Origin of the sequence: Streptomyces sp. NPDC085932 (assembly GCF_044540525.1) — a bacterium.
GTDB lineage: Bacteria > Actinomycetota > Actinomycetes > Streptomycetales > Streptomycetaceae > Streptomyces > Streptomyces levis.
In genome coordinates, this window is the sequence record NZ_JBITSJ010000008.1 from 1 (window position 1) to 24,908 (window position 24,908).

The window sequence follows — 24,908 nt, forward strand, 5'->3', positions numbered from 1 at the left end:
GCCCGGTTACATTCCGAACCCGGAAGCTAAGCCTTACAGCGCCGATGGTACTGCAGGGGGGACCCTGTGGGAGAGTAGGACGCCGCCGAACAATCTTTGGAAGGACCCCTGGTCACCAGCGTTCAGCTGGGACCAGGGGTCCTTTTTGTTTTTGCACTGCGCGCTGGGCACCCGGCTGCGCGAGAATGACTTGCGGTACCGAAGACAGGAGTCACCATGTCCACCAACTCTCCCGACGACCGACCGGAGCGCGACCAGCGGCGACGGGAGGGCGACCGGAGCGATCGCGGCGGTCAGCGCGGGGATCGTGGCGACCGTGGCGGCTTCCGTCGGAACGACCGTGGCGAGCGCCGTGACGACCGCGGGGAGCGCGGCGGCTTCCGGCGCGATGACAACCGACGCGATGACAACCGGCGTGACGACAACCGCGGCGGCGGCTACGGCCGGCGGGACGACCGTGACCGGGGCCCGCGCCGTGACGACCGGGACCGGGGCGGTTTCCGTCGCGACGATCGTGGTGACCGTCCCTCCTTCCGCCGTGACGACCGCGGTGACCGCGGTGACCGTGGCGATCGCGGTGGTTTCCGGCGCGACGACAACCGGCGCGATGACAGCCGCCGGGATGACAGCCGTCGTGACGACAGCCGTCGTGACGACAGCCGTGGCGGCGGCTATGGCCGGCGGGACGACCGCGGCGGTTTCCAGCGCCGCGACGACCGCGGACCCCGCGGCGGCTTCCGGCGTGACGACCGCCGGGACGACCGGCGCGACGATCGCCGTGACGACCGCAGGGACGATCGCCGTGATGACCGGCGCGACGACCGGCGTGACGGCGACCGCGGCGGATTCGTCCGGCGCGACGACCGCGGAGAGCGCCGCGACTTCCGTGACCGCGGCTACCGTAGCGATGACCGCGACCGGGGGTTCCGCAGCGACGACCGCGACCGGGGGTTCCGTAGCGACGACCGTGAGCGCGGGCCCCGCGGCGATGACCGGGACCGTGGGTTCCGGCGGGACGACCGTGACCGTGGCTTCCGTGGCCGTGACGAGCGTGGGGACCGCGGCGGCTTCCAGCGCCGCGACCGTGACGACGCCGGCCGTGGCGGGCGTCCCGGCTTCCGTCGCGACGACGGCCCGCGCGGCGACCGCGGCGACTTCCGCCGGGACGAGCGTCGGGATGACCGGCGTGACGATCGTCGGGACGGCGAGCGGGGTGGATTCCGTGGTGGCCGGGACGACCGTGGTGGGCGTGGGCCGCGCCGCGACGACCGTGGTGGACGTCCCGGCGGCTTCCGGGGTGGCCGGGACGACCGGCGTGGCGGCGGTGGCGGCCGGTTCCGTGACGAGCGGGAGCGGGACAGGGAGCCGATCAAGCGGCTGCCGATCCCCGAGGACGTCACGGGCGAGGAGATCGACAAGGACGTCAGGCAGGAACTCCAGAGTCTGCCGAAGACGCTCGCGGACGACGTCGCCAGGAACCTCGTGATGGTCGCGCGGCTCCTCGACGAGGACCCCGAGGGCGCGTACGCCTACTCCAGGATCGCGCTGCGGCTGGCCTCGCGGGTCGCCGCCGTCCGGGAGGCCGCCGGGTTCGCCGCGTACGCCAATCAGAAGTACGGCGAGGCGCTGGCCGAGTTCCGGGCTGCCAAGCGGATGACCGGGAACATCGACCTGTGGCCCGTCATGGCCGACTGCGAGCGTGGGCTCGGGCGTCCGGAGAAGGCGCTGGACATGGCCGGTGCGCCCGAGGTGCACAAGCTCGACAAGGCCGGGCAGGTCGAGATGCGGCTCGTCGCGGCCGGTGCGCGGCGGGACATGGGGCAGCTGGACGCGGCCATCGTGACGCTGCAGAGCCCTGAGCTGGCCGCCAGTTCCGTGCAGCCCTGGACCGCGCGCCTGCGGTACGCCTACGCGGACGCCCTGCTCGCCGCCGGGCGCGAGGGCGAGGCGCGGGAGTGGTTCGCGAAGGCCGTCGAGGCCGACCGGGACGGCAGCACGGACGCCTCGGACCGGCTCGCCGAGCTGGACGGCGTGGAGTTCCTGGACGCCCTCTCCGACGACGGGGACGACGACGAGAGCACCGACGAGGTCCAGGACGGCAACGCGGACGACAGCGCGGACGGCGATGCGGAGCCCGATGAGCCGGAGCAGAAGGACTGACGCGCGAACGCAGACGTCCGAACGTGAGTGAAGGGGGCGGATCCCGGTCGGGGTCCGCCCCCTTCGTGTGTCGTGGGGCGGGTGTCAGAGGTCCAGGGCCCGCAGGACCAGCCCGGTCGCCGGCTTCGGGCCGAACGACGTCGACTTGCGCGGCATGGTCACGCCCTGCCGGGCCAGGTCGCGCACGACCTCCTCGCGCACCGGGTGCATCAGGACGGCCGTACCGCCGTCGCGCTCCGCCTTCGCGACCGTGGCGGCGGTGTCGTGGATGTAGGCGATGCGGTCGGGGGAGTCCTCGGGGATGCGCCACACGTGTTCCAGGAGCGTGGCGTGCAGCACCGTCGCGTCGAGGGTGCGCCAGGCGGTGGGCCGGTCGGCCGGGACCGTGCGGTTCAGCAGGTCCGGGTCGGGTTGGTCGACGAGGTGGAAGGAGCCGTCGCCGGCCAGCAGGAACGCGTTGCCCGCGCAGGCCGCGTCCGCCAGCACCTCCAGGGCCTCGGCGAGCGGCACGTCGAGGCGGCGCACCCGGAAGCGGCCGTCCAGGGCGGTCAGGGCCCGCTGGACCGGCAGGCCGTGGAGGAGGCGGTGGATGGCGCGGACCCGCAGCGGGTAGCGGGCCGTGTCGACGAGGAGGACCAGGCCGTGGTCCCACGGGCTGGGGGAGGGGTGTTCCGTGCGCAGGCGGCGGTAGGTCGCCCAGCGGTGGTGGCCGTCGGCGATGAGTGCCTGGTGGCGGGCCAGGTCGCGCTGGACGGTGGTGAGCTCCGCGGGGTCGGTGATCGCCCACAGGCGGTGGCGGAAGCCGTCCTCCGTGGTGGTCGCGAGGAGCGGGGGCCGGTCGGCGACGCGCTCGATCAGATCCGCCGTGGCGGCCGACGAGTCGTCACCGCGGTACGTCAGCAGCAGGGGTTCGAGGTTCGCCGAGGTGGCCCGCATCAGGGCGGCGCGGTCGGCGACGACGTGCGGCATGACGTCCTCGTGCGGCAGCACCACCTGCTCGGCCGGGTCCGACACGCGCAGGGCGCCGATGATGCCGCGCTGCAGCATGCCGTCGCCGTCGCGCTGCTCGTACACGTAGAGGCAGGGTTCCGGGTCGGGGGTGAGGATGCCCTCGGCAAGCCAGCGGCGCAGGGTCTCGGCGGCCTGTTCGTTGCGGGCGCCGGCGGTGGCGGCCTGGGGGAGGATCAGGCGGACGATGTTGTGCGGGTCGGAGGATTCGAGGTGGTGCAGGCCGTCGGGGCGCACCACGACGTCGTACGGCGGGGATGTGACGGCGGCAAGGCCGCCGACCCGGTCGGGGTCGTAACGAAGGCCTCGGAACGGGGTGAGTTCCAGGCCTCGGTGCGCCGTTGCCTCCGAGTGACCTGCTGTGTTCATCCCGGCATCGTACGGGTGTCGGTGGCATGGGGGATGATCGGGGGAAAGCCGCCGAACCGAGGAGCGATACGGGATGAGCCGGAGCGTCAGGACGAGGCCCGAGGGCAGTGGGCAGGCCCTGAGCGAGGCGTACGACACGGCCCTGCTCGATCTGGACGGGGTCGTGTACGCGGGCGGGAGTGCCATCGCGCACGCGGTCGAGTCGCTGGCGGCGGCCCGGGAGGGCGGGATGCGCCTGGCGTACGTCACCAACAACGCGCTGCGGACTCCGGACACGGTGGCCGGGCATCTGACGGAGCTGGGGATACCGACGGGTGCGCAGGACGTCATCACGTCCGCGCAGGCGGTCGCGCGCCTCATCAGCGAGCAGGTGCCGCGGGGCGCGCGGGTGCTGGTGATCGGCGGGGAGGGGCTGCGGGTGGCGCTGCGGGAGCGGGGGCTGGAGCCCGTCGAGTCGGCGGACGACGATCCGGTGGCGGTCGTGCAGGGGTACGGCGGGCCCGATCTGCCGTGGGGCCGGTTCGCCGAGGCTTCCTACGCGGTCGCCCGGGGCGTGCCGTGGTTCGCGTCCAACACGGACCTGACGATCCCGAGCGGGCGGGGCATCGCGCCGGGCAACGGGGCGGCGGTGGAGGTGGTCCGGATCGCCACGGGCGCCGAGCCGCAGGTCGCGGGCAAGCCGCTGCCGCCGATGCACCGGGAGACGATCCTGCGGACGGGGGCGGAGCGGCCGCTGGTCGTCGGGGACCGGCTGGACACGGACATCGAGGGAGCGTTCAACGGCGAGGTCGATTCGCTGCTCGTCCTGACCGGTGTGACCGACGGGGCGCAGCTGCTGGCCGCTCCGCCGCAGCACCGGCCGACGTACGTGGACGCCGACCTGCGTGGGATGCTGGGCGGGCAGCCGGACGTCGTCGACGCGGGCGAGGGAGGGTTCCGGTGCGGCGGCTGGACGGCGAGGGCCGGGGCGGAGCGGCTGGAGCTCGACGGGGAGGGTGAGGCGCTGGACGGGCTGCGGGCGTTGTGCGCCGCCGCGTGGTCGGCCGCCGGTGACGGGACGTGCGGCCTGGACGGCGGGAAGGCGCTGGCCCGGCTCGGGTTGTGAGGGCCGGTTGGGCAGTGTCCCGCGTGGGCACACTGCGCTCGTGTGTGCGAACGGGTGGTCGCTCTCGGATCGTGATCGATTGCGAGGGTAGGCTAACCTAACTGCGTGTTGGTCGAGAGTCCCCCCGAACAGCGCGCGGAGTCCGCCCCCGCGCCCCCAACCCGACGTGCGGCGCGCGCCTTTGGGCTGCTGCTGTCCGTCGCGATCCTGGTGCTCGTCGCGCTGGCGAGTATCGCGATCGGTGCGAAAGAGCTGTCCCTCGGCCAGGTCTGGCACGGTCTGTTCGAGGACTCGGGCAGCTACGGCGACGTGGTCGTCGCGGAGCGGCTGTCGCGGACCGTGCTGGGGCTGCTCGCCGGTGCGGCCCTGGGGCTGGCCGGGGCGGTCCTCCAGGCCCTCACGCGCAACCCCCTGGCCGATCCCGGACTGCTCGGCATCAACGCCGGCGCGTCCGCCGCGGTCGTCACGGCCATCACGTTCCTCGGCGTCACCTCGCTCAGCGGCTATGTGTGGTTCGCGTTCTTCGGCGCGGCCGCGGTCGGGGCGCTGGTGTGGTTCCTCGGCGGCAGCCGGGGCGCGACACCGGTGCGGCTTGCCCTGGCCGGCACGGCGATCAGCGCCGCGCTGTTCGGCTACCTCCAGGCCGTGATGATCATGGACGACGCGGCGCTCGGCAAGATGCGCTTCTGGACGCTCGGTTCGCTCTCCGCGGCGACCGACTCGACCATCGAGCAGGTCCTGCCGTTCCTGCTCACCGGCACGGTCCTCGCGCTGGCCCTGGCCCGGCCGCTCAACGCCATGGCCATGGGCGACGACACGGCCAAGGCGCTGGGCGCCAACCTGAACCGGACGCGGGCGCTGTCGATGCTGGCCGCGACCGTGCTGTGCGGGGCCGCGACCGCCGCGTGCGGGCCGATCGTGTTCGTCGGGCTGATGGTGCCGCACGTGGTGCGCTCCTTCACCGGGCCGGACCTGCGCTGGATCCTGCCGTACGCGGCGATCCTGTCGCCGGTGCTGCTGCTCGGCGCGGACGTCATCGGCCGGGTCGTGGCCCGGCCCGCGGAGCTCCAGGTGGGCATCGTGACCGCGATCCTGGGCGGCCCGGTGTTCATCTTCCTGGTACGACGGCGGAGGACGGCGCAGCTGTGAAGACCATCAACCGTGTCGAGAAGACCACCGGCCGGGTCGTACGCGCCCCGGGCGGGCTCTCCGTACGTCTGGACGTGCGGGCCTTCACCGTCGTGCTCCTGCTGCTGGTCGCGGCGCTCGCGGCGAGCGTGGTGCTCATCGGCACCGGCGACTTCCCCATTCCGGCCGCCGACGTGCTGCGCACGCTGGTCGGCGAGGGCAACGCGGGCCAGGAGTTCATCGTCAACGAACTGCGGCTGCCGCGGGTCCTGGTCGGACTGCTGGTCGGTGCCTCGCTGGGCCTGGGCGGCGCGCTGTTCCAGTCCATCTCCCGCAACCCGCTCGGCAGTCCGGACGTGCTCGGCCTCGGCCAGGGCGCGACGGCCGGCGCGCTCACGATGATCGTGCTGTTCTCCGGCAGCGCCAACCAGGTCGCCCTCGGCGCCCTCGTGGGCGGCCTGGTGACGGGCTTCGCCATCTACGTGCTGGCCTGGAAGCGCGGCGTGCACGGCTACCGGCTGGTCCTGGTCGGCATCGGCGTCTCGGCGATCGTCACCGCGGTCAACGGCTATCTGCTCACCAAGTCCGACATCGTGGACGCGGCCCGCGCTGTGGTGTGGATGACCGGCTCCCTCGACGGCCGTGACTGGGCCCAGGTGTGGCCGCTGCTCGCCCTGTGCGCCGTGCTCGTGCCGCTCGTGCTGGCCAACGGGCGCGGGCTGCGGATGATGGAGATGGGCGACGACGTGGCGTACGCCCTGGGCGTGCGGGTGGAGCGCGTGCGGCTGCTGCTGATGGTCGCGGCGGTGCTGCTCACCGCGTCGGCGACCGCCGCGGCCGGTCCGGTCAGCTTCGTGGCGCTCACCGCGCCGCAGCTGGCCCGGCGGCTGACCCGCTCGCCCGGCCCGAACCTGCTGGCGTCGCTGTGCATGGGCGGCGCCCTGCTGGTCGTCGCCGACCTGGCCTCGCAGCGGGCGTTCGGGGCCGAGCAGCTGCCCGTGGGCGTGGTCACCGGCGTGCTCGGCGGTGTCTACCTGCTGTGGCTGCTGGTCACCGAACGCAAGGCGGGGCGGATATGAGCACCGGAACCTCAGCGGGCACGAGCGCCCCGAGCAGCAACAGCAGCGGGCTGAACAACCGAAGGAGCACCGTGAACCGTCTGTCCGCCCAGAACGTCACCCTCGCCTACGACCAGCGGGTCATCGCCGAGCAGCTGTCGGTGGAGATACCCGACCACTCCTTCACCGTGATCGTCGGGCCCAACGCCTGCGGCAAGTCGACGCTGCTGCGGGCGCTGTCGCGGATGCTCAAGCCCAGCCAGGGCCGGGTGCTGCTGGACGGGCAGGTCATCCAGTCCCTGCCCGCGAAGAAGGTCGCCCGCACCCTCGGCCTGCTGCCCCAGTCGTCCATCGCGCCCGACGGCATCACCGTCGCCGACCTGGTCGGCCGCGGCCGCTACCCGCACCAGGGCATCCTGCGGCAATGGTCCACCGAGGACGAGCGGGTCGTGCAGGAGTCGATGCGGCAGACCGGCGTCGCCGAACTCGCCGACCGCTACGTCGACGAGCTCTCCGGCGGCCAGCGGCAGCGCGTGTGGATCGCCATGGCGCTGGCCCAGCAGACGCCGCTGCTGCTGCTCGACGAGCCGACGACGTACCTGGACATCCAGCACCAGATCGACGTGCTGGACCTGTGCGCGCAGCTGCACGAGGAGCAGGGGCGCACGCTGGTGGCCGTGCTGCACGACCTGAACCACGCCGCCCGCTACGCCACGCATCTCATCGCCCTGCGCCAGGGCACGGTCATCGCCGAGGGCGCGCCGAACGACATCGTCACGGCCGAGCTCGTCGAGGAGGTCTTCGGGCTGCGCTGCCAGGTCATCGACGACCCGGAGACGGGCACGCCCCTGGTCGTGCCGGCGGCGCGCAAGGCACGCGTGCGGGAGGCGGCCGGGCCGCGGGCCGGGGCGGAGACCGGGGCGGAGAAGGTCGCCGCCACGGAAGTCTCCTGAGGCGGAGATGGTCGCCGCCACGGAAGTCTCCTGAGGCGGAGATGGTCGCCGCCACGGAAGTCTCCTGAGGCGGAGAAGGTCGCCGTTACAGCAGTCTCCTGAGGCGGAGCAGGTCCCGCAGCCCCGCGTGCAGCTTCACCCGGCCCGAGCCCCAGGCCGTGGCGAAGTTCAGCTCGCCGTCGACCAGGGCCACCAGGTCGTCGCCGGTCATGGCCAGTCTGATCCCGGCCTTGTCCGGCGGCGGCCCGGGCACCGTGTCACGCACCTCGATCCGACCGCCCCGCATCCGGCCCACGAAGGTGACGTCCAGGTCGGTGATGTGGCAGCTCACCGAGCGGTCCAGGGCCGCGGCCTCGCGGACGTCCCCTTCGGCGCGCTGCATGCTGTCCGAGAGCTTGTCGAGTGCGCTGCGGCACTCCTCGATCGTGGCCATCGCGATCGACGGTACCGCAGGGGTTCGCGGTAGCGTCGGGGCATGGACCACGCAGTTCCCCCCGCGGACCTCACGGCGGGCCTTCCTGAGGACCTCCCGGCGGATTTCCCGCAGGAGGCGCGGCAGGCGGAGCCCGAGCCCGACCCGGCCGCCCCCGCCCCGCTGAACGTGCCCCGCACCCCCACCGGCGACGCCGGCGTGGACGCGGCCCTGACCCGGCTCGGCGACGCCGACCACCTCGCCACGGACGGGCACATCGAGGTGTACGAGGATGTACACCGGGGGCTGCGCGACGCGCTCACCGCGCTCGACGTACGCCCGGGACCTCCGGCGCCCCCGTCGCCGCCTTCACCGAGGAGCTGAACCGAACGTGGCAGGAGTCGCACGACGCCGTCTGGACGCGGAGCTGGTCCGCCGCAAGCTCGCGCGCTCGCGTGAGCACGCCGGCCAGCTGATCGCCGCCGGGCGGGTCTCCGTCGGCAGGACCGTCGCGACGAAACCGGCCACGCAGGTGGAGACCGCCGCCGCGATCGTCGTCGCGGCCGACGCCAACGACCCCGACTACGTCTCCCGGGGCGGCCACAAGCTCGCCGGCGCGCTGGAGGCGTTCGTGCCGCAGGGCCTCGCCGTCGAGGGCCGCAGGGCGCTGGACGCAGGCGCCTCGACCGGCGGTTTCACCGACGTCCTGCTGCGGGCCGGTGCCGCCCACGTCGTCGCCGTGGACGTCGGTTACGGACAACTCGCGTGGTCCCTGCAGAACGATGAACGCGTCACCGTCAAGGACCGTACGAACGTACGCGAGTTGACGCTTGAAGCGATCGATGGGGAGCCTGTGGATCTTGTCGTGGGGGATCTGTCCTTCATCCCGCTCGGGCTGGTCCTGCCCGCCCTGGTGCGGTGCGTGAAGCCGGACGCCGACCTGGTGATGATGGTCAAGCCGCAGTTCGAGGTGGGCAAGGAGCGGCTGGGCAGCGGGGGAGTCGTACGCAGCCCCCAGCTGCGGGCCGAGGCGGTGCGGGGGGTGGCCGAGAAGGCCTGGGGGCTGGGGCTCGGGGTGAAGGGCGTGACCGCCAGTCCGCTGCCCGGGCCGTCGGGGAATGTCGAATACTTCTTGTGGCTGCGGGCCGGGGCACCGGAACTGGACCCGGCCGACGTTGACCGAGCAGTGGCGGAGGGGCCGCGTTGACCGAGAACCGAGCTCGTACTGTTTTCCTGCTCGCCCACACGGGCCGGCCCGCGGCCGTGCGCAGTGCCGAGCTCGTGGTGAAGGGGCTGCTGCGCTCGGGTCTGGGCGTGCGGGTCCTGGAGGACGAGGCCCGGGACCTGCCGCTGCCGGACGAGGTGGTGCTGGTCAAGGAGGCGACCCCGCAGTGCCTCGACGGGTGCGAGCTGCTCATCGTGCTGGGCGGCGACGGCACGCTGCTGCGCGGCGCGGAGTTCGCGCGGGCGTCCGGGGTGCCGATGCTCGGCGTCAACCTCGGGCGGGTCGGCTTCCTCGCCGAGGCCGAGCGCGACGACCTCGACAAGGTTGTCGACCGGGTGGTGACCAAGGCGTACGAGGTCGAGGAGCGGATGACCGTCGACGTCGTGGTGCACCAGAACGGCGACATCGTGCACACGGACTGGGCGCTGAACGAGGCGGCCGTGCAGAAGGTGTCCGCCGAGCGGATGCTGGAGGTCGTCCTGGAGATCGACGGGCGGCCGGTCACCGGGTTCGGCTGCGACGGGATCGTGTGCGCCACGCCCACGGGATCGACGGCGTACGCCTTCTCCGCCGGCGGGCCGGTGGTGTGGCCGGAGGTCGAGGCGCTGCTGATGGTGCCGATCTCCGCGCACGCGCTGTTCGCCAAGCCGCTGGTGACCTCGCCGGATTCCGTGCTGGCCGTGGAGGTGCTGCCGCACATTCCGCCGGGCGTGCTGTGGTGCGACGGGCGGCGGACGGTGGAGTTGCCCGCCGGGGCGCGCGTGGAGGTGCGCAGGGGGGCCGTGCCGGTCCGGCTGGCCCGGCTGCACCACGCCTCCTTCACGGACCGGCTGGTGGCGAAGTTCGCCCTGCCCGTGTCCGGCTGGCGAGGGGCTCCTCACTAACGGGTGACAAGGGCAGGCCGGTCGCAATCCCCGGCCCGGACCTCGTAAGGTCGTGTCCGTGTTGGAGGAGATGCGGATACGGTCGCTCGGTGTGATCGACGACGCTGTCGTCGAGCTGTCGCCGGGGTTCACCGCGGTCACCGGTGAGACGGGTGCGGGCAAGACCATGGTGGTCACCAGCCTGGGATTGCTGCTGGGCGGCCGGGCCGACCCGGCGCTCGTGCGGATCGGGGCCGGCAAGGCGGTGGTGGAGGGGCGGATCACCGTGCCCGAGCACGCCGCCGTCGCCGTGCGGGCCGAGGAGGCCGGGGCCGAGCTCGACGACGGTGCCCTGCTGATCAGCCGTACCGTTTCGGCCGAGGGGCGTTCCCGGGCGCACCTGGGCGGGCGCAGCGTGCCTGTGGGCGTGCTCGCGGAGCTCGCCGACGAACTGGTGGCCGTGCACGGGCAGACCGACCAGCAGGGGCTGCTGAAGCTGTCCCGGCAGCGGCAGGCGCTCGACCGGTACGCGGGCGACGCGGTCGCCGTGCCGCTGGCCAAGTACGGGGAGGCCTACAAGCGGCTGCGGGCCGTCGCCGCCGAGCTCGACGAGATCACCACGCGCGCGCGGGAACGGGCCCAGGAGGCCGACCTGCTGCGCTACGGGCTCGACGAGATCGCCGCCGTCGAACCCCGGCCCGGCGAGGACGTGGAGCTGGCCGAGGAGGCCGAGCGGCTCGGGCACGCCGAGGCGCTGGCGTCCGCCGCCGCTGTCGCCCACGCCGCGCTCGCGGGCAACCCGGAGGACCCCGAGGGCGTCGACGCCGGGACGCTCGTCGCGGGCGCCCAGCGGGCCCTGGACGCGGTGCGGTCGCACGACCCGGCGCTGGCCGCGCTCGCCGACCGCATCGGCGAGATCGGGATCCTGCTGCGCGACGCGGCCGGGGACCTCGCGGGGTACGCCGACGACCTGGACGCCGATCCGCTGCGGCTGGCGGCCGTGGAGGAGCGCCGGGCCGCGCTGACCGGGCTGACCCGGAAGTACGGCGAGGACATCGCCGCCGTGCTGGCCTGGGCGGAGAACGGCGCCGCCCGGCTGACCGAACTCGACGGCGACGACGAGCGGATCGGGGAGCTGACCGCCGAGCGGGACGCGCTCCGCGCCGAACTGGGCGGACTCGCGCAGGCGTTGACGGACGCGCGGACGGAGGCCGCCGAGCGGTTCGCCGCCGCCGTGACCGCCGAGCTGGCCTCCCTCGCCATGCCGCACGCGCGCGTGTCCTTCGACATCCGGCAGACCGAGGACCCCGAGGGCGTCGAGGTCGGTGGGCGGCCCGTCGCCTACGGTCCCGCCGGTGCCGACGAGGTCGAACTGCTGCTGGCGCCGCACCCGGGCGCGCCGCCCCGGCCGATCGCCAAGGGCGCCTCCGGTGGTGAGCTGTCGCGCGTGATGCTGGCCGTGGAGGTGGTGTTCGCGGGGACGGACCCGGTGCCGACGTACCTCTTCGACGAGGTCGACGCCGGGGTCGGCGGCAAGGCGGCGGTCGAGATCGGCCGGCGTCTCGCGCGGCTGGCGAAGACCGCGCAGGTCGTGGTCGTGACGCACCTGCCGCAGGTGGCCGCCTTCGCCGACCGGCAGCTGCTGGTCGAGAAGACGAACGACGGCTCCGTGACCCGTTCCGGCGTGAAGGTCCTGGAAGGGGAGGAGCGGGTCCGCGAGCTGTCCCGCATGCTCGCCGGCCAGGAGGACTCGGAGACGGCCCGGGCGCACGCGGAGGAGCTGCTGGCGACGGCGCGGGCGGACCTGTAACCGGAGGGGGGAGCGGACCTCCAGCGGAGGACGCGCACCCGGCCGGGCGGACCGGGACCGGGCGGGTCGCCCAACTTCACTCGTGTGGGTGACCCGGCCCGGCGCATTCCCCCGCTGCCGCGCCCCACGGTCGCGCCGCCGGGGTTCCGGCGTTCCCGGAACCCCCGTATGTCCTGGCATCCTTGGCGGTGTACGCGTGGGAAACCGCGTCGTGACCGCCCGACCGAACCAGGAGCCCGGCCACGTGACCCCCGTGAGCAGCCACTCACCGCCTGGCCAGTCACCGCTGCGCACCGTGCAGGTGCTGGGCGGGGGCAATGCCACCAGCAGCGCGCATGTGCGCTCGCTGACGGCGGGGCTCGTCGCCCGGGGCGTGAGAGTCACGGTGTGCGCCCCCTTCGAGGCGGATCGCGCCTATGACTTCAGCGGGGTCGGGGCCGACCACGTGCACGTGCCGCGCAGCAGTGACCCCGTGTCGGTGGCGGCCCTGCGGGCGGCCTGCGCCGACGCCGACCTGGTCCACGCCCATGGGCTGCACGCCTCCTTCCGCACCGTGCTGGCGCTCAGCGGGCGGCGCGTGCGGACCCCGCTGGTCGTGACGTGGCACGACCGGGCGCACGCCGACGGTGCGCGGGCCCATCTGCTGCGTGTCCTGGAACGCCGGGTCGTCAAGGCGGCCACGGTGGTGCTCGGCACGACCTCGGCGCTGGTGGACCGGGCCCGGCTGACGGGCGCCCGGGACGCGCGGCTGGCCGCCGTGGCGCTGCCCGGCCCGCGCCGGCCCGTGGAGCCGGACGACCCCGACCGGCTGCGGCCCAAGGTGCGCGCCGAACTCGGCGCGATCGGACGGCCGTTGCTCATGGCCGTCGGTTCCCTGGAACGGCACCGCGGCTACGACGTGCTGCTGGACGCGGCCCGCGTATGGCGCCGGCTGGACCCGGTTCCGCTGGTCGTGATCGCGGGGGAGGGGCCGCTGCGCGGCGAACTCCAGGAACGGATCGAGGGGGAGGGCCTGCCCGTCCGGCTCATCGGCCGCCGCGACGACGTCTCCGACCTGCTCGCCGCCGCCGACCTCGCCCTGCTGCCCAGCCGCTGGGAGGCGCGCTCGGTCCTCGCCCAGGAGGCCCTGCACGCGCGCGTGCCGCTCGTCGCGACCGACGTCGGCGGCATTCCCGAACTCGTCGGCGACGCGGCCGAACTCGTCCCCGCCGGGGACGCCCCGGCCCTCGCCGCCTCCGTCGTGCGGCTGCTCGGCGACCCCGAGCGCCGGACCCTGCTCCAGGACAAGGGCGCCCGGCAGGCGGCGACCTGGCCGACCGAGGACGAGACCGTCGCCCAGGTGCTCAGCGTCTACGACGAGTTGACCCGCCCCCTGCCCCTCGCCTAGGGGCCCCGGCCTCTGCCCCCCTCCCCCCCCGCTTCCTGTCCCGCGTCGCCTAGAGGGCGCCGCCCCCCGCCCGTGGGCCCCTCGGCACGTGGCGGCGGGCCCGCAGGGCCAGGCTCAGGGCCAGCACCGTCTGCGGATCGTCCAGGTCGGTGCCCAGCAACTCCCCGATGCGCGCCAGCCGGTTGTACAGGGTCTGCCGGTTGAGGTGGAGCTCCCGGGCCGTCTCCGCCTTGCGTCCCGCGTGGGCCAGGTAGGTCGTCAGCGTGGGCAGCAGCGGCGGCCGGGAGCGGCGGTCGTGCTCCAGGAGGGGCCCGAGCGCCCGGTCGACGAAGGCCGCCAGGTCCGGATCCTCGCGCAGGCGCCACAGCAGCAGGTCGATGTCCAGGCGGCGGGCGTCGAACCAGGGCCGGTCGGGCAGCCCCTGGGCCGCCGTGGCCGTCTCGGCCGCGTGCCTCAGGCCCGACGCCGCCGCCGTCCAGCCGCCGGCCACCCCGACGACCACCACGGGCGGCCGGCCGCCCGGCCGTGGCATCCCTGCCCGGCCCACCCCGGCCCGCAGCGCCGCCGCCACCCGGTCCGCGACCGTCGCCCGCTCCGTCTCCGCGCGCAGCCCGAGCAGCACCAGCACCCGCCCCTCCACCGGCCGCACCCCCAGCAGCACCGGCACGCCCACCGTCGCCAGTTCCTCCGAGACCGCCCGCGCCAGCACCGCCCAGCCGCCCCCGGGGGACAGTGCGTCGCCGAGCCGCATGACGACCGGCAGCAGCGGGCCCTCGCCCGGTCTGAAGCCCAGTACGCGGGCCTGCGCCGGGGCGTCCTCGGCCGAGACCCGGCCCTCCGCGAGGTCCGTGAGGAAATCGCCGCGCCCGCGCGCGGCCAGCTCCTCCTCCTGGCGTGCCTGCATGAGCACCACGGCCAGGATGCCCGCGGCCCGCTCGGCGGCCATCCGGTGCACCGGGTCCAGGGACGCGCGTACGGGCAGCAGCACCAGCCGTGCCCGGACGCCCCCGCTGCCGGGACCGCCGCCCGGCACGTCCACGAACAGCGAGCCCGCGAGCGGCGGTTCGTCCTGGTGCTGGCCGCGCAGCCCTTCCCACACCTGGAGCGGGTCGGCGCCCTCGGGACCGGCCCCGGCGGCGTACAGCAACTGCCCCTCCACCGTCTCCAGGAAGACCGGGTTGGCGGCGAAGTCGGCCAGGATGCCGAGCACCTGCGGCACCCCGCCGCCGCTCAGCACGGCCCGCGTGCAGCGGCGGTGCACCTCCTCGGCCCGCTGGAGCAGCGCGTAGTGGCCGTTGACGATCTCGGTGTGGATCTCCTCCGTCACGGTGACGAACGGCACCTCTCGGTGCAGCTGCACCAGCGGCAGCCCGGCCGAGCGCGCCGTGTCCACCAGGGCCGCGGGCAGCCGCGTGAACCGCGGGCCGAGCTCCACCACCAGGGCCGCGATGCCGCGCTCGGCCAGCGTGCGCACGAACGCCCGCTGCTCGGCCGGGCGGGTGCCGAGCCCGTAGCCCGTGGTCAGCAGGAGTTCACCGCCCTTGAGCAGGGAGGCGATGTGCGGCACCTCGCCGGCGTGCACCCAGCGCACGGTCCGCCCGAGCCGGTCGGCGCCCGCCAGCACCTCGGGCAGCCCGCCGCGCAGCCCCGGCAGCTCCAGTGCCCGCTGCACGGTGATCCCGGCGCCCTGGGTGTCGTGGCCACTGTGCGTCCCGCTCTCCATGGGCCGGACGCTACCCGGGTGGCTGCCCTTCGGACATCTCCGGACGGGCAGCGGGACGATCACACCCGGGTCCGGGAGCGGATCCTCCCCGGATTACGGCGGGAACGACCGGGTACGGGCGCCGTCATGGACATGAGCGTGGTCGCGGTGGGGCGGGAGGACGACAGTCCGGTCGAGGAGCCGTTGCGGGTCGCGGTCCTCGCCGACCGGCTCGGGTACCGGGAGGTGTGGGCGGGCGAGGGGCCGACCTGGGACTCGTTCGTCCTGGCGACGGCGATCGGCGCGGCCACCGAGCGGGTCGCGCTGACCGCCGGGCCCGTGCCGGTGAACGTGCGCGATCCGCTGACCGTCGTCCGGGGCGCCGCCTCGGCCGCGGCCGTCACCGGCCGGCCCGTCGGCGTCGCCCTCGGCACCTCCAGCAAGCGGGTCGTCGAGGGCGTGCACGGCCGCCCGCGGACCCGGCCCGCCACGACCCTGGAGGAGTCGGCAGCGGCCGTACGGGCGCTGCTGGACAGCGTGCCGGGCGAGCCGGTCGTGCCCGGCAGCGGGTTCCTGCGCCGGCTGCCGCCGCCCGGCGGGATGCTCACCGTCGCGGCGTTCGGCGAGCGCGCGGTCGCCGCGGCCGTCGGGCACGCCGACCGGATGCTCCTCGACCTCGTCTCGCCCGGGCAGGTGCGCATGCTGCGGGCGCGGATGCTGGCGGCCGCCGAGAAGGCCGGGCGCACCCCGCCGCGGCTGGCCGCCTGGCTGCCCGCCGCCGTCGACCCGGAGCCGGAGTCGCTCACCCAGATCCTGCGCAGCGTCGTCGGCTACCTGCCCGTGCCGGGCTACAGCGACATGTTCGTCGACGCCGGGTTCGCCGAGGTCGTCGAGCTGGCCGTCAAGGGCGCCGACCGGGACACCCTGCTGCAGGCCCTGCCGCCCGAGGCCGCCGGGACGGTCGCCCTGGTGGGCGACGCCGCCACAGTCCGCGCCCGCGTCGACGCCTACGCCGAGGCCGGCCTCGACGAGATCGCCCTGGTCCCGGCCACGGCGGGCGACCCGGCCGGGGAGCGCACGCTCACGGCCCTCAAGCCGGAGTGACGCTCCCCAGGGCCCCGTTCAGCCGCCGTACGCGCCCGAAGCCGTCAGCCGCAGCGCCGTGTCGATGAGCGGCACGTGGCTGAAGGCCTGCGGGAAGTTGCCCACCTGGCGCTGCAGGCGCGGGTCCCACTCCTCGGCCAGCAGACCGAGGTCGTTGCGCAGGGACAGCAGCTTCTCGAACAGCTTGCGGGCCTCGTCCACGCGGCCGATCATCGCCAGGTCGTCGGCCATCCAGAACGAGCAGGCGAGGAACGCGCCCTCGTCACCGGGCAGGCCGTCCACGCCCTCGTCGCCGCCCGAGGTCGGGTAGCGCAGGATGAAGCCGTCCGGCGTGGACAGCTCCCGCTGGATCGCCTCGATCGTGCCGATGACGCGCTTGTCGTCCGGCGGCAGGAAGCCCATCTGCGGGATCAGCAGCAGCGACGCGTCCAGCTCCTTCGAGCCGTACGACTGCGTGAAGGTGTTGCGCTCCTTGTCGTAACCGCGCTCGCACACGTCCCGGTGGATGTCGTCGCGCAGTTCCTTCCAGCGCTCCAGCGGGCCGTCGGCGTCGCCGGACTCGATCAGCTTGATCGTGCGGTCGACGGCGACCCAGGCCATCACCTTGGAGTGCACGAAGTGGCGGCGCGGACCGCGCACCTCCCAGATGCCCTCGTCCGGCTCCTGCCAGTGGTCCTCCAGGTAGCGGATCAGCTTCAGCTGGAGCAGCGAGGCGTAGTCGTTGCGCGCGAGGCCGGTCATGTGGGCCAGGTGCAGGGCCTCGGTGACCTCGCCGTACACGTCCAGCTGGAGCTGGTGCGCGGCGCCGTTGCCGACCCGGACGGGGGCGGAGTTCTCGTAGCCCGGCAGCCAGTCCAGCTCCGCCTCGCCGAGCTCGCGCTCACCGGCGATGCCGTACATGATCTGCAGGTTCTCCGGATCGCCGGCCACCGCCCGCAGCAGCCACTCGCGCCAGGCGCGGGCCTCCTCGCGGTAGCCGGTGCGCAGCAGCGAGGACAGGGTGATGGCCGCGTCACGCAGCCAGGTGTAGCGGTAGTCCCAGTTGCGCACGCCGCCGATGTCCTCCGGCAGGGAGGTGGTCGGCGCGGCGACGATGCCGCCGGTCGGGGCGTACGTCAGGGCCTTCAGCGTGATCAGCGAGCGGACCACGGCCTCGCGGTAGGGGCCGTGGTACGTACAGTGGTCGACCCACTCGCGCCAGAAGTCCTCCGTCGCCTCCAGCGACTGCTCCGGCTCGGGCAGCGGCGGCGGCTCCTTGTGCGAGGGCTCCCAGGAGATCGTGAACGCGATCCGCTCGCCCGGCGCGACCGTGAAGTCCGAGTAGGTCGTCAGCGACTTGCCGTACGTCTCGACGGATGTGTCGAACCACACGGAGTCGGGGCCCGCGACGGCCACCGTGCGCCCCTCGTGCTTGTGCACCCACGGCACCACCCGCCCGTAGGAGAACCGCATCCGCAGCGCCGAGCGCATCGGCACCCGGCCGGAGACGCCCTCGACGATCCGGATCAGCTGCGGGGCGCCGTCACGCGGCGGCATGAAATCGGTCACCCGGACCGTGCCCCGCTGGGTGTCCCACTCGGACTCCAGGATCAGCGAGTCGCCGCGGTAGCTGCGCCGGGCCGCGGTGGGCGGCTCCTGGTCGGAGGCGTGCGCGGGGCCGAGCCGCCAGAAGCCGTGCTCCTCGGTGCCCAGCAGGCCGGCGAAGATGGCGTGCGAGTCGAAGCGGGGCAGGCACAGCCAGTCGACTGTCCCGTCCCGGCAGACCAGGGCAGCGGTCTGCATGTCTCCGATGAGTGCGTAGTCTTCGATGCGCCCGGCCACGTGCAACTCCAGTCGAACGGCCACGTCACCCCGCAAGGGGGCTGTCGCTAGTGCGGTCAAGGGGGGTTTTCAGCAGGTCTTGCAATGCGTCGTTGAGCGATGAAGCAAAACAGTTCACTCAGCCGTGACGCAAAGCGCCAATTGTTGCTCAACGAACTGACGAGCTCACGTTGTTCCGGTGCTTACGGGCGGGGGGTGGTGCCGTTGGGCCGGACGGGCTCGGCAGCGAGTGTCCGAGCAGGATACGACGCACGCGGATGTTCCGGGTGCCCGTCGCGACAAGGCGGGTACGCCGAACGAGTGAGCAACGGGTGAGGGACGGGTGAGCATGATCGCCCCGTGTCGGAATGTGTGCGGAGCGTGGCCGGAAGCCATCGCCCCGCGGCGCTGATACGCTGGTAGCCCGTGGACCGGTGGGCGTCTGACCCCCGAACCGCACCTCCAGATCGCGACCACGGGAGCCCCCTCTTGGCCATGCCCAATTCCACGACGACCAAGCACATCTTCGTCACCGGGGGTGTCGCCTCCTCGCTCGGCAAGGGTCTGACGGCCTCCAGCCTGGGCATGCTGCTCAAGGCCCGGGGCCTGCGCGTCGTGATGCAGAAGCTCGACCCGTACCTGAACGTCGACCCCGGCACGATGAACCCCTTCCAGCACGGTGAGGTGTTCGTCACCAACGACGGCGCCGAGACCGACCTGGACATCGGCCACTACGAGCGCTTCCTCGACCGCGACCTCGACGGCTCGGCCAACGTCACCACGGGCCAGGTGTACAACACCGTGATCGCCAAGGAGCGGCGCGGCGAGTACCTGGGCGACACCGTGCAGGTCATCCCGCACATCACCAACGAGATCAAGCACCGCATCCGCCGCATGGCGACGGACGAGGTCGACGTCGTGATCACGGAGGTCGGCGGCACGGTCGGCGACATCGAGTCGCTGCCGTTCCTGGAGACCGTCCGCCAGGTCCGTCACGAGGTCGGCCGTGACAACGTCTTCGTCGTCCACATCTCGCTCCTGCCGTACATCGGCCCCTCGGGTGAGCTGAAGACGAAGCCCACCCAGCACTCGGTTGCGGCCCTGCGCAACATCGGTATCCAGCCGGACGCGATCGTGCTGCGCTGCGACCGCGAGGTGCCCACCGCGATCAAGCGGAAGATCTCGCTGATGTGCGACGTCGACGAGGCCGCCGTGGTCGCCTGCCCCGACGCCCGCTCGATCTACGACATCCCCAAGACCGTGCACGGCGAGGGCCTGGACGCCTACGTCGTCCGCAAGCTCGACCTGCCCTTCCGCGACGTGGACTGGACGACCTGGGACGACCTGCTCGACCGCGTCCACAACCCCGACCACGAGATCACCCTCGCGCTCGTCGGCAAGTACATCGACCTGCCCGACGCCTACCTGTCGGTCACCGAGGCGCTGCGCGCCGGCGGCTTCGCCAACCGCGCCCGCGTCAAGATCAAGTGGGTCACCTCCGACGACTGCAAGACCCCGGCCGGCGCCGCGGCCCAGCTCGGCGACGTCGACGGCATCTGCATCCCCGGCGGCTTCGGCGAGCGCGGCGTCAACGGCAAGGTCGGCGCCATCCGCTATGCCCGCGAGAACAAGGTGCCGCTGCTCGGCCTCTGCCTGGGCCTGCAGTGCATCGTGATCGAGGCCGCGCGCAACCTGGCCGACATCGCCGACGCCAACTCCACCGAGTTCGACCCCGCCACCGGCCACCCGGTCATCTCCACCATGGCCGAGCAGATGGACATCGTCGCCGGCGAGGGCGACATGGGCGGCACCATGCGGCTCGGCATGTACCCGGCCAAGCTCGCCGAGGGCTCGATCGTGCGCGAGGTGTACGACGGCAAGGAGTACGTCGAGGAGCGGCACCGTCACCGCTACGAGGTGAACAACGCCTACCGCGCCGAGCTGGAGAAGAGGGCGGGCATCCTGTTCTCCGGCACCTCGCCGGACGGCAAGCTCGTCGAGTACGTCGAGTACCCGCGCGACGTCCACCCCTACCTGGTCGCCACGCAGGCGCACCCGGAGCTGCGCTCGCGCCCGACGCGCCCGCACCCGCTGTTCGCGGGGCTCGTCAAGGCCGCCGTCGAGCGGAAGACTTCGAAGTAACACACCAGTTGTACGGTGGCCGGGGTGCATCCCTTCAAAGGGTGTGCACCCCGGTTTCGTTTCGGCAGTCGTGCAGGGCACGTGGAAGGACAGGCATGACGATCAAGGACATCCCGGAGGAGTGGGAGATCCGGGCGACGGACACGCCCTTCGTGGGCAACAAGACCTCCGTCCGGACCGACGACGTGGTCATGCCCGACGGCACCGTGGTCGGCCGCGACTACCAGGTCCACCCCGGCTCCGTCGCCGTCCTCGCCCTCGACGAGGCCGACCGCGTCCTGGTCCTGCGCCAGTACCGCCACCCCGTGCGCCACAAGCTGTGGGAGATCCCGGCCGGGCTGCTCGACGTCCCCGGCGAGAACCCGCTGCACGCGGCGCAGCGCGAGCTGTACGAGGAGGCGCACGTCAAGGCCGAGGACTGGCGGGTGCTGACCGACGTCTACACCACGCCCGGCGGCTGCGACGAGGCCGTGCGGATCTTCCTCGCGCGCGATCTGTCCGAGGCCGAGGGCGAGCGCTTCGCGGTCGCGGAGGAAGAGGCCGACATGGAGCTCGACCGGGTGCCGGTGGAGGAGCTGGTCCGGGGCGTGCTGGGCGGCGACCTCCACAACAACTGCCTGGTGGTGGGCGTCCTGTCGCTGGTCGCCGCGCGGGCCGGTGACGGGCTGGACGCGCTGCGCCCGGCGCAGGCCCCTTGGCCCGCGCGTCCCTTCGAGGCGTAGCCGCTCCGCGGGGGAGGGGGTGTCGCGGTCGTCGGGGCGCTGCGGCGCCCTCGGGGCCGGTCGCGCAGTTCCCCGCGCCCCTTCGAGCACGACTCCGTCGGTCCTACGATCTGCTGATCCGATCGGGGGATGTGCCCGCCCTGCTCCTCCGGGGACGTCGCAGAGCGTGAACTAGGCTCTGAGCACGCCCGCACCGGAGTCCCGGCGGGCTCGCAGGTGCGGTGGACGGGAGTGTGGCCCGTGACGGATCAGGTCGTGGAGACAGGCGACGTGCGGCCGGCCGGGCGCGCTGCCGCGGAGCACCAGTTCCTGGGCCGCACACGGGAGTTGAAGGAGCTGCGCGCCGACATCGAGCGCGCCGGACTGGACACCCTCGCGGGCCGCAAGGCCCCCCGCGCGCGCGTGCTGCTCATCGCGGGCCGCCCCGGCTCGGGCCGCACCGCACTCGCCGAGGAACTCGCCCGGCAGGTGGCGGACCGTTACCCGGACGGGGTCCTGCGCGCCCGCCTCACCGACCCCGACGGCACCCCCGTACCGGTCGAGCGCGCCGCCCGTGACCTGCTCGCCGCCCTGGAGGAGCAGGCCCCGGCCGGAGCCTGCGAGGACGACCTCACCGACGCCCTGCGCACCGCCCTGGCCGGCCGGCGCGTCCTGCTCCTGCTGGACGACGCCGCCGACGCCGAGCAGGTCGACGCGCTGCTGCCCGACACGCCGGACTGCCTGGTCGTCGCGGTCTCCCGCGGCCCGCTCACCGGCATCCCGGACGTCCGCCCCTGCACCCTGGGCGGCCTGGACGCCAAATCCGGGGTGGAACTGCTCTCCCGGCACACCGGCTCGGTCCGCATCACCGTCGACCCCCGGGCCGCCGAAGGGCTCGCCGAGGAGTGCCAGGGGCAACCCGCCGCGCTGGTGCTGGCGGGCGGCTGGCTCGCGGCCCGGCCCAAGGCGGCCGTCTCCGACCTGGCCAAGCAGCTGCGTGCCGAGGAGCCCGAGGGCACCGCCCTCACCCGGGTCTTCCGGCTCGCCCACGCCGCCCTGCCCGCCACACCCGCCCGGATGCTGCGCCTGCTCGCCCTCGCCCCGGCCGGCCTGGTCGACCCGCAGGTCGCCTCCGCACTCGCCGGCTGCTCGGTCGGCACCGCCCGCGCCACCCTCGACGACCTCGTCGCCCTCGGTTTCCTGCATGCGGTCGACTCACCGCTGCCCCAGTACGAGGTGCCCGGCTGCCTGCACGACCAGCTCCGCCTCCTCGTCCGGCACCACGAGCGCCCGGCCGAGCTCCAGCTGGCCCGGGCCCGCATGCTGGAGCGGACCGTACGGCTGCTGCAGGCCTGCCGGGCGATCACCGAGACCGACAGCGCCCAGGCCCGCCAGAAACTCCTCGACATGCCGCGGGCGCTGCGCTTCTCCACCCCGCGGGCGGCCGCCGAGTGGCTGCGCCTGACCCGGCCCGCGCTGCTCGCCGCCGCCCGGCTCGCGGTCGCCGACGGGGAGCTGGACACGCTGGCGAGGCGGCTGATGTCACAGCTGGTCAGGGCCATGGTGGCCCATGTCGGGACCCGGGCGGCCGCCCCCGACCTCTATGTCGTCCACAGCCTGGTCCTCGACATCGCCGAGCGCCGGGACCTGCCCCGGGAGAAGGCCGCCGCCCTGCTGAACCTCGGCGACCTCGACGCCCGCACCGGCCGCACCACGGACGCCCTGGCCCGCTACCGGGCCGCCCTGGACGCCGGACGCGAGGTCGACGACCCGTACGCGACCGGCCGCGCGATGGAATCCGTAGGGGGCGCACACCTGGAGCTCGGGGACTTCGACCGGGCCGCCGACTGGTTCGGACGGGCCCTGACCGAGCGGCTGGCCCGGGGCGAGCGCGCCGACGCCGCCCGGCTGTACGGGCGCATCGCCGCCGCCCACACCTTCGCGGGCCGCTACGGCGAGGCCCTGCGCAACTGGCGCTCGGCGATCGCCGGGCACCGCCGGTGCGGCGACGTGGCCGCCCAGGCGCGGGCGTTGAGCGAGCTGGCGCGGGTCCAGGAGTACGCGGGCCGGCCCGAGGAGTCGCTGCGCACCTGCCGCGAGGCCGTCGAGTGGGCCCGGCGCGCGGAGGACACCCGGCTGCAGGCCGCGCTGCACCTGCGGGTCGCCGACACCCTCGAACACCTCGGCGATCCCGCCTCGGCCGGGCTGCACCGGGGCGCCGCCGAGCGGATCCTCGGCGACTCAAACCTTCAAACCGAACCGGACGCCTGCGAAATCCGTACCGCATCCACTGAAGATTGATGCAATGGAAGGCTAGACAGCGGGAACACCTTCATTAGACTGGCTCTGCCGCACGTTCTCCTGCGGTCTCTCCCGGTGTGCCCGTGCGTGCCCGGGTATGTCTAAGAAATACCCCCCATACCCTCTGAGCCAAGGACCGTGATCGACGTGAAGGTCGGCATCCCCCGCGAGGTCAAGAACAACGAGTTCCGGGTGGCCATCACCCCCGCCGGCGTGCACGAGCTGGTGCGCCACGGCCACCAGGTCGTCATCGAGCGCGACGCCGGTGTCGGCTCCTCGATCACGAACGAGGAGTACGTCGCCGCCGGCGCGCGGATCCTGGACACCGCCGACGAGGTGTGGGCCACCGCCGACCTGCTGCTGAAGGTCAAGGAGCCCATCGCCGAGGAGTACCACCGCCTCCGCAAGGACCAGACGCTCTTCACCTACCTGCACCTGGCCGCGTCCAAGGAGTGCACCGACGCCCTGCTGGAGTCCGGCACCACGGCCATCGCCTACGAGACGGTCGAGCTGCCCAGCCGCGCGCTGCCGCTGCTCGCGCCCATGTCCGAGGTCGCGGGCCGCCTGGCCCCGCAGGTCGGCGCCTACCACCTGATGCGCGCCAACGGCGGCCGCGGTGTGCTGCCCGGCGGTGTCCCCGGCGTGCTCGCCGGCCGTGCCGTGGTCATCGGCGGCGGCGTCTCCGGCTGGAACGCCGCGCAGATCGCCATCGGCATGGGCTTCCACGTGACCCTGCTCGACAAGGACATCAACAAGCTCCGCGAGGCCGACAAGATCTTCGGCACGAAGATCCAGACCGTCGTCTCCAACGCCTTCGAGCTGGAGAAGGCCTGCCTGGAGGCCGACCTCGTCATCGGCGCGGTGCTGATCCCCGGCGCCAAGGCTCCCAAGCTGGTCACCAACGAGCTCGTCTCGCGGATGAAGCCCGGAAGTGTCCTTGTCGACATCGCGATCGACCAGGGCGGCTGCTTCGAGGACTCCCGCCCGACCACCCACGCCGAGCCGACCTTCCCGGTCCACGAGTCGGTCTTCTACTGCGTCGCCAACATGCCCGGCGCGGTGCCCAACACCTCCACCTACGCGCTGACCAACGCCACGCTGCCGTACATCGTGGAACTGGCCAACCACGGCTGGGTGGACGCCCTGCGCCGCGACCCGGCGCTGGCCAAGGGCCTCAACACGCATGACGGCAAGGTCGTTTACCGCGAGGTCGCGGAGGCGCACGGCGTGGAGCACGTCGAGCTGTCCTCGCTGCTCGGCTGAGCCCCCGACCCGCACGCGACGGCCGGTAAATCGGCTAAGTCACCCGACGGCAAAGGCGATACGTCAACACCCGTCGTCAACGCCGCGCACCCGGCCGGACCTTGCCCGACAAGGTCCGGCCGGATGTGTGTATGGTCACTTCGCGATTCTCGGGCAACTCGCCTCGAACGTAACCCTTCAACCGATTCGCACACCGGTGAAACCTGCCGTGCGACGGCCGTACGCCCTTGACAGCGGGATGTTTCATTGCCGACACATCGGGCCGGGTCCGGCGGATTGTGTTGCTGCGGACGCCCGACACGCCATAGAGTCGCCAACCGTCGGCATGGTGCCACGCTGACCTGTCTAGAAGTTTCCTGGTCACCAAGGAGGTAAGACGACTTGTGAATGAGTCGACATTTACTCCCGGGGGTGGTC

General features: G+C 73.3%; 20 protein-coding genes and 1 rRNA gene. 17 read left to right on the plus strand and 4 right to left on the minus strand.

Features of this window, described 5'->3' with window-relative positions; all coding sequences use genetic code 11:
* The 3 genes from rrf to ACIGAQ_RS32700 all read left to right on the plus strand — a co-directional run.
* Positions 1 to 91, plus strand: a 5S ribosomal RNA gene (rrf, locus tag ACIGAQ_RS32690); the annotation flags it as partial.
* 225 nt (positions 92 to 316) lie between these two features.
* Positions 317 to 1,486, plus strand: coding sequence for a hypothetical protein (locus ACIGAQ_RS32695; RefSeq protein WP_399790151.1), 1,170 nt, complete (start codon positions 317 to 319; stop codon positions 1,484 to 1,486).
* The gene (locus ACIGAQ_RS32700; protein ID WP_362279093.1) at positions 1,378 to 2,160 is read left to right on the plus strand and encodes a tetratricopeptide repeat protein; all 783 of its coding nucleotides are present in this window, start codon (positions 1,378 to 1,380) and stop codon (positions 2,158 to 2,160) included. The genes ACIGAQ_RS32695 and ACIGAQ_RS32700 overlap by 109 nt, the downstream gene beginning before the upstream one ends.
* A gap of 84 nt (positions 2,161 to 2,244) precedes the next feature.
* On the opposite strand, the gene ACIGAQ_RS32705 is transcribed toward ACIGAQ_RS32700, so the two are convergent.
* A complete protein-coding gene (locus ACIGAQ_RS32705; protein WP_399789441.1) occupies positions 2,245 to 3,537 on the minus strand; it encodes a DUF1015 domain-containing protein in 1,293 nt (430 codons plus the stop codon).
* A 73-nt stretch (positions 3,538 to 3,610) separates the two neighbouring features.
* On the opposite strand from ACIGAQ_RS32705, the gene ACIGAQ_RS32710 reads away from it, so the two are divergent.
* The 4 genes from ACIGAQ_RS32710 to ACIGAQ_RS32725 all read left to right on the plus strand — a co-directional run bounded on the left by ACIGAQ_RS32710 (position 3,611) and on the right by ACIGAQ_RS32725 (position 7,781).
* Positions 3,611 to 4,642, plus strand: coding sequence for an HAD hydrolase-like protein (locus ACIGAQ_RS32710; RefSeq protein WP_399789444.1), 1,032 nt, complete (start codon positions 3,611 to 3,613; stop codon positions 4,640 to 4,642).
* 105 nt (positions 4,643 to 4,747) lie between these two features.
* Entirely contained in the window at positions 4,748 to 5,791 is a 1,044-nt protein-coding gene (locus tag ACIGAQ_RS32715) for a FecCD family ABC transporter permease (RefSeq protein WP_399789447.1), read from the plus strand.
* A complete protein-coding gene (locus ACIGAQ_RS32720; RefSeq protein WP_362278925.1) occupies positions 5,788 to 6,849 on the plus strand; it encodes an iron chelate uptake ABC transporter family permease subunit in 1,062 nt (353 codons plus the stop codon). Before ACIGAQ_RS32715 ends, ACIGAQ_RS32720 begins: the two co-directional genes overlap by 4 nt.
* Positions 6,846 to 7,781 carry an ABC transporter ATP-binding protein gene (locus tag ACIGAQ_RS32725; protein WP_399789450.1) on the plus strand — a complete coding sequence of 312 codons (936 nt, stop codon included), beginning with the start codon at positions 6,846 to 6,848 and terminating at the stop codon, positions 7,779 to 7,781. The genes ACIGAQ_RS32720 and ACIGAQ_RS32725 overlap by 4 nt, the downstream gene beginning before the upstream one ends.
* Before the next feature lie 85 nt (positions 7,782 to 7,866).
* On the opposite strand, the gene ACIGAQ_RS32730 is transcribed toward ACIGAQ_RS32725, so the two are convergent.
* Entirely contained in the window at positions 7,867 to 8,214 is a 348-nt protein-coding gene (locus ACIGAQ_RS32730; RefSeq protein WP_399789453.1) for a sterol-binding protein, read from the minus strand.
* 42 nt (positions 8,215 to 8,256) lie between these two features.
* Between ACIGAQ_RS32730 and ACIGAQ_RS32735 the strand changes: the two genes are divergently transcribed.
* From ACIGAQ_RS32735 to ACIGAQ_RS32755, 5 genes are all read left to right on the plus strand, one after another.
* Positions 8,257 to 8,577 (plus strand): hypothetical protein, encoded by a 321-nt coding sequence (locus tag ACIGAQ_RS32735; protein ID WP_362278927.1) that lies wholly within the window; start codon positions 8,257 to 8,259, stop codon positions 8,575 to 8,577.
* A 7-nt stretch (positions 8,578 to 8,584) separates the two neighbouring features.
* Complete coding sequence (locus ACIGAQ_RS32740; RefSeq protein ID WP_399789458.1) at positions 8,585 to 9,400, plus strand: TlyA family RNA methyltransferase; 816 nt, start codon at positions 8,585 to 8,587, stop codon at positions 9,398 to 9,400.
* Positions 9,397 to 10,302 (plus strand): NAD kinase, encoded by a 906-nt coding sequence (locus tag ACIGAQ_RS32745; protein ID WP_094055423.1) that lies wholly within the window; start codon positions 9,397 to 9,399, stop codon positions 10,300 to 10,302. The genes ACIGAQ_RS32740 and ACIGAQ_RS32745 overlap by 4 nt, the downstream gene beginning before the upstream one ends.
* A 70-nt stretch (positions 10,303 to 10,372) precedes the next feature.
* Positions 10,373 to 12,091: a DNA repair protein RecN gene (gene recN, locus ACIGAQ_RS32750; RefSeq protein WP_399790105.1), complete on the plus strand. Its 1,719-nt coding sequence runs from the start codon at positions 10,373 to 10,375 to the stop codon at positions 12,089 to 12,091.
* A gap of 244 nt (positions 12,092 to 12,335) precedes the next feature.
* Complete coding sequence (locus tag ACIGAQ_RS32755; RefSeq protein WP_311688668.1) at positions 12,336 to 13,478, plus strand: glycosyltransferase family 4 protein; 1,143 nt, start codon at positions 12,336 to 12,338, stop codon at positions 13,476 to 13,478.
* 49 nt (positions 13,479 to 13,527) lie between these two features.
* Here the strand turns inward: ACIGAQ_RS32755 and ACIGAQ_RS32760 are convergent, their stop codons facing one another.
* Positions 13,528 to 15,201 (minus strand): PucR family transcriptional regulator, encoded by a 1,674-nt coding sequence (locus ACIGAQ_RS32760; RefSeq protein WP_399789462.1) that lies wholly within the window; start codon positions 15,199 to 15,201, stop codon positions 13,528 to 13,530.
* Between the two features lie 126 nt (positions 15,202 to 15,327).
* Here ACIGAQ_RS32760 and ACIGAQ_RS32765 point away from each other — a divergent pair, with 126 nt between their 5' ends.
* On the plus strand, positions 15,328 to 16,284 hold the full coding sequence (locus ACIGAQ_RS32765; RefSeq protein WP_362278930.1) for an LLM class F420-dependent oxidoreductase: 957 nt from the start codon (positions 15,328 to 15,330) through the stop codon (positions 16,282 to 16,284).
* Positions 16,285 to 16,302: 18 nt separating this feature from the next.
* On the opposite strand, the gene ACIGAQ_RS32770 is transcribed toward ACIGAQ_RS32765, so the two are convergent.
* The gene (locus ACIGAQ_RS32770) at positions 16,303 to 18,105 is read right to left on the minus strand and encodes a glycoside hydrolase family 15 protein (RefSeq protein WP_094055418.1); all 1,803 of its coding nucleotides are present in this window, start codon (positions 18,103 to 18,105) and stop codon (positions 16,303 to 16,305) included.
* A 474-nt stretch (positions 18,106 to 18,579) separates the two neighbouring features.
* Between ACIGAQ_RS32770 and ACIGAQ_RS32775 the strand changes: the two genes are divergently transcribed.
* The 4 genes from ACIGAQ_RS32775 to ald all read left to right on the plus strand — a co-directional run bounded on the left by ACIGAQ_RS32775 (position 18,580) and on the right by ald (position 24,491).
* On the plus strand, positions 18,580 to 20,226 hold the full coding sequence (locus tag ACIGAQ_RS32775; protein ID WP_311688642.1) for a CTP synthase: 1,647 nt from the start codon (positions 18,580 to 18,582) through the stop codon (positions 20,224 to 20,226).
* 95 nt (positions 20,227 to 20,321) lie between these two features.
* Positions 20,322 to 20,948, plus strand: a complete 627-nt coding sequence (locus ACIGAQ_RS32780; RefSeq protein WP_362278931.1) for an NUDIX hydrolase — start codon at positions 20,322 to 20,324, stop codon at positions 20,946 to 20,948.
* Between the two features lie 240 nt (positions 20,949 to 21,188).
* On the plus strand, positions 21,189 to 23,228 hold the full coding sequence (locus tag ACIGAQ_RS32785) for a tetratricopeptide repeat protein (RefSeq protein WP_399789467.1): 2,040 nt from the start codon (positions 21,189 to 21,191) through the stop codon (positions 23,226 to 23,228).
* A gap of 138 nt (positions 23,229 to 23,366) precedes the next feature.
* Positions 23,367 to 24,491: an alanine dehydrogenase gene (ald, locus tag ACIGAQ_RS32790; RefSeq protein WP_094055414.1), complete on the plus strand. Its 1,125-nt coding sequence runs from the start codon at positions 23,367 to 23,369 to the stop codon at positions 24,489 to 24,491.
* The last annotated feature ends 417 nt before the right edge of the window (positions 24,492 to 24,908 follow it).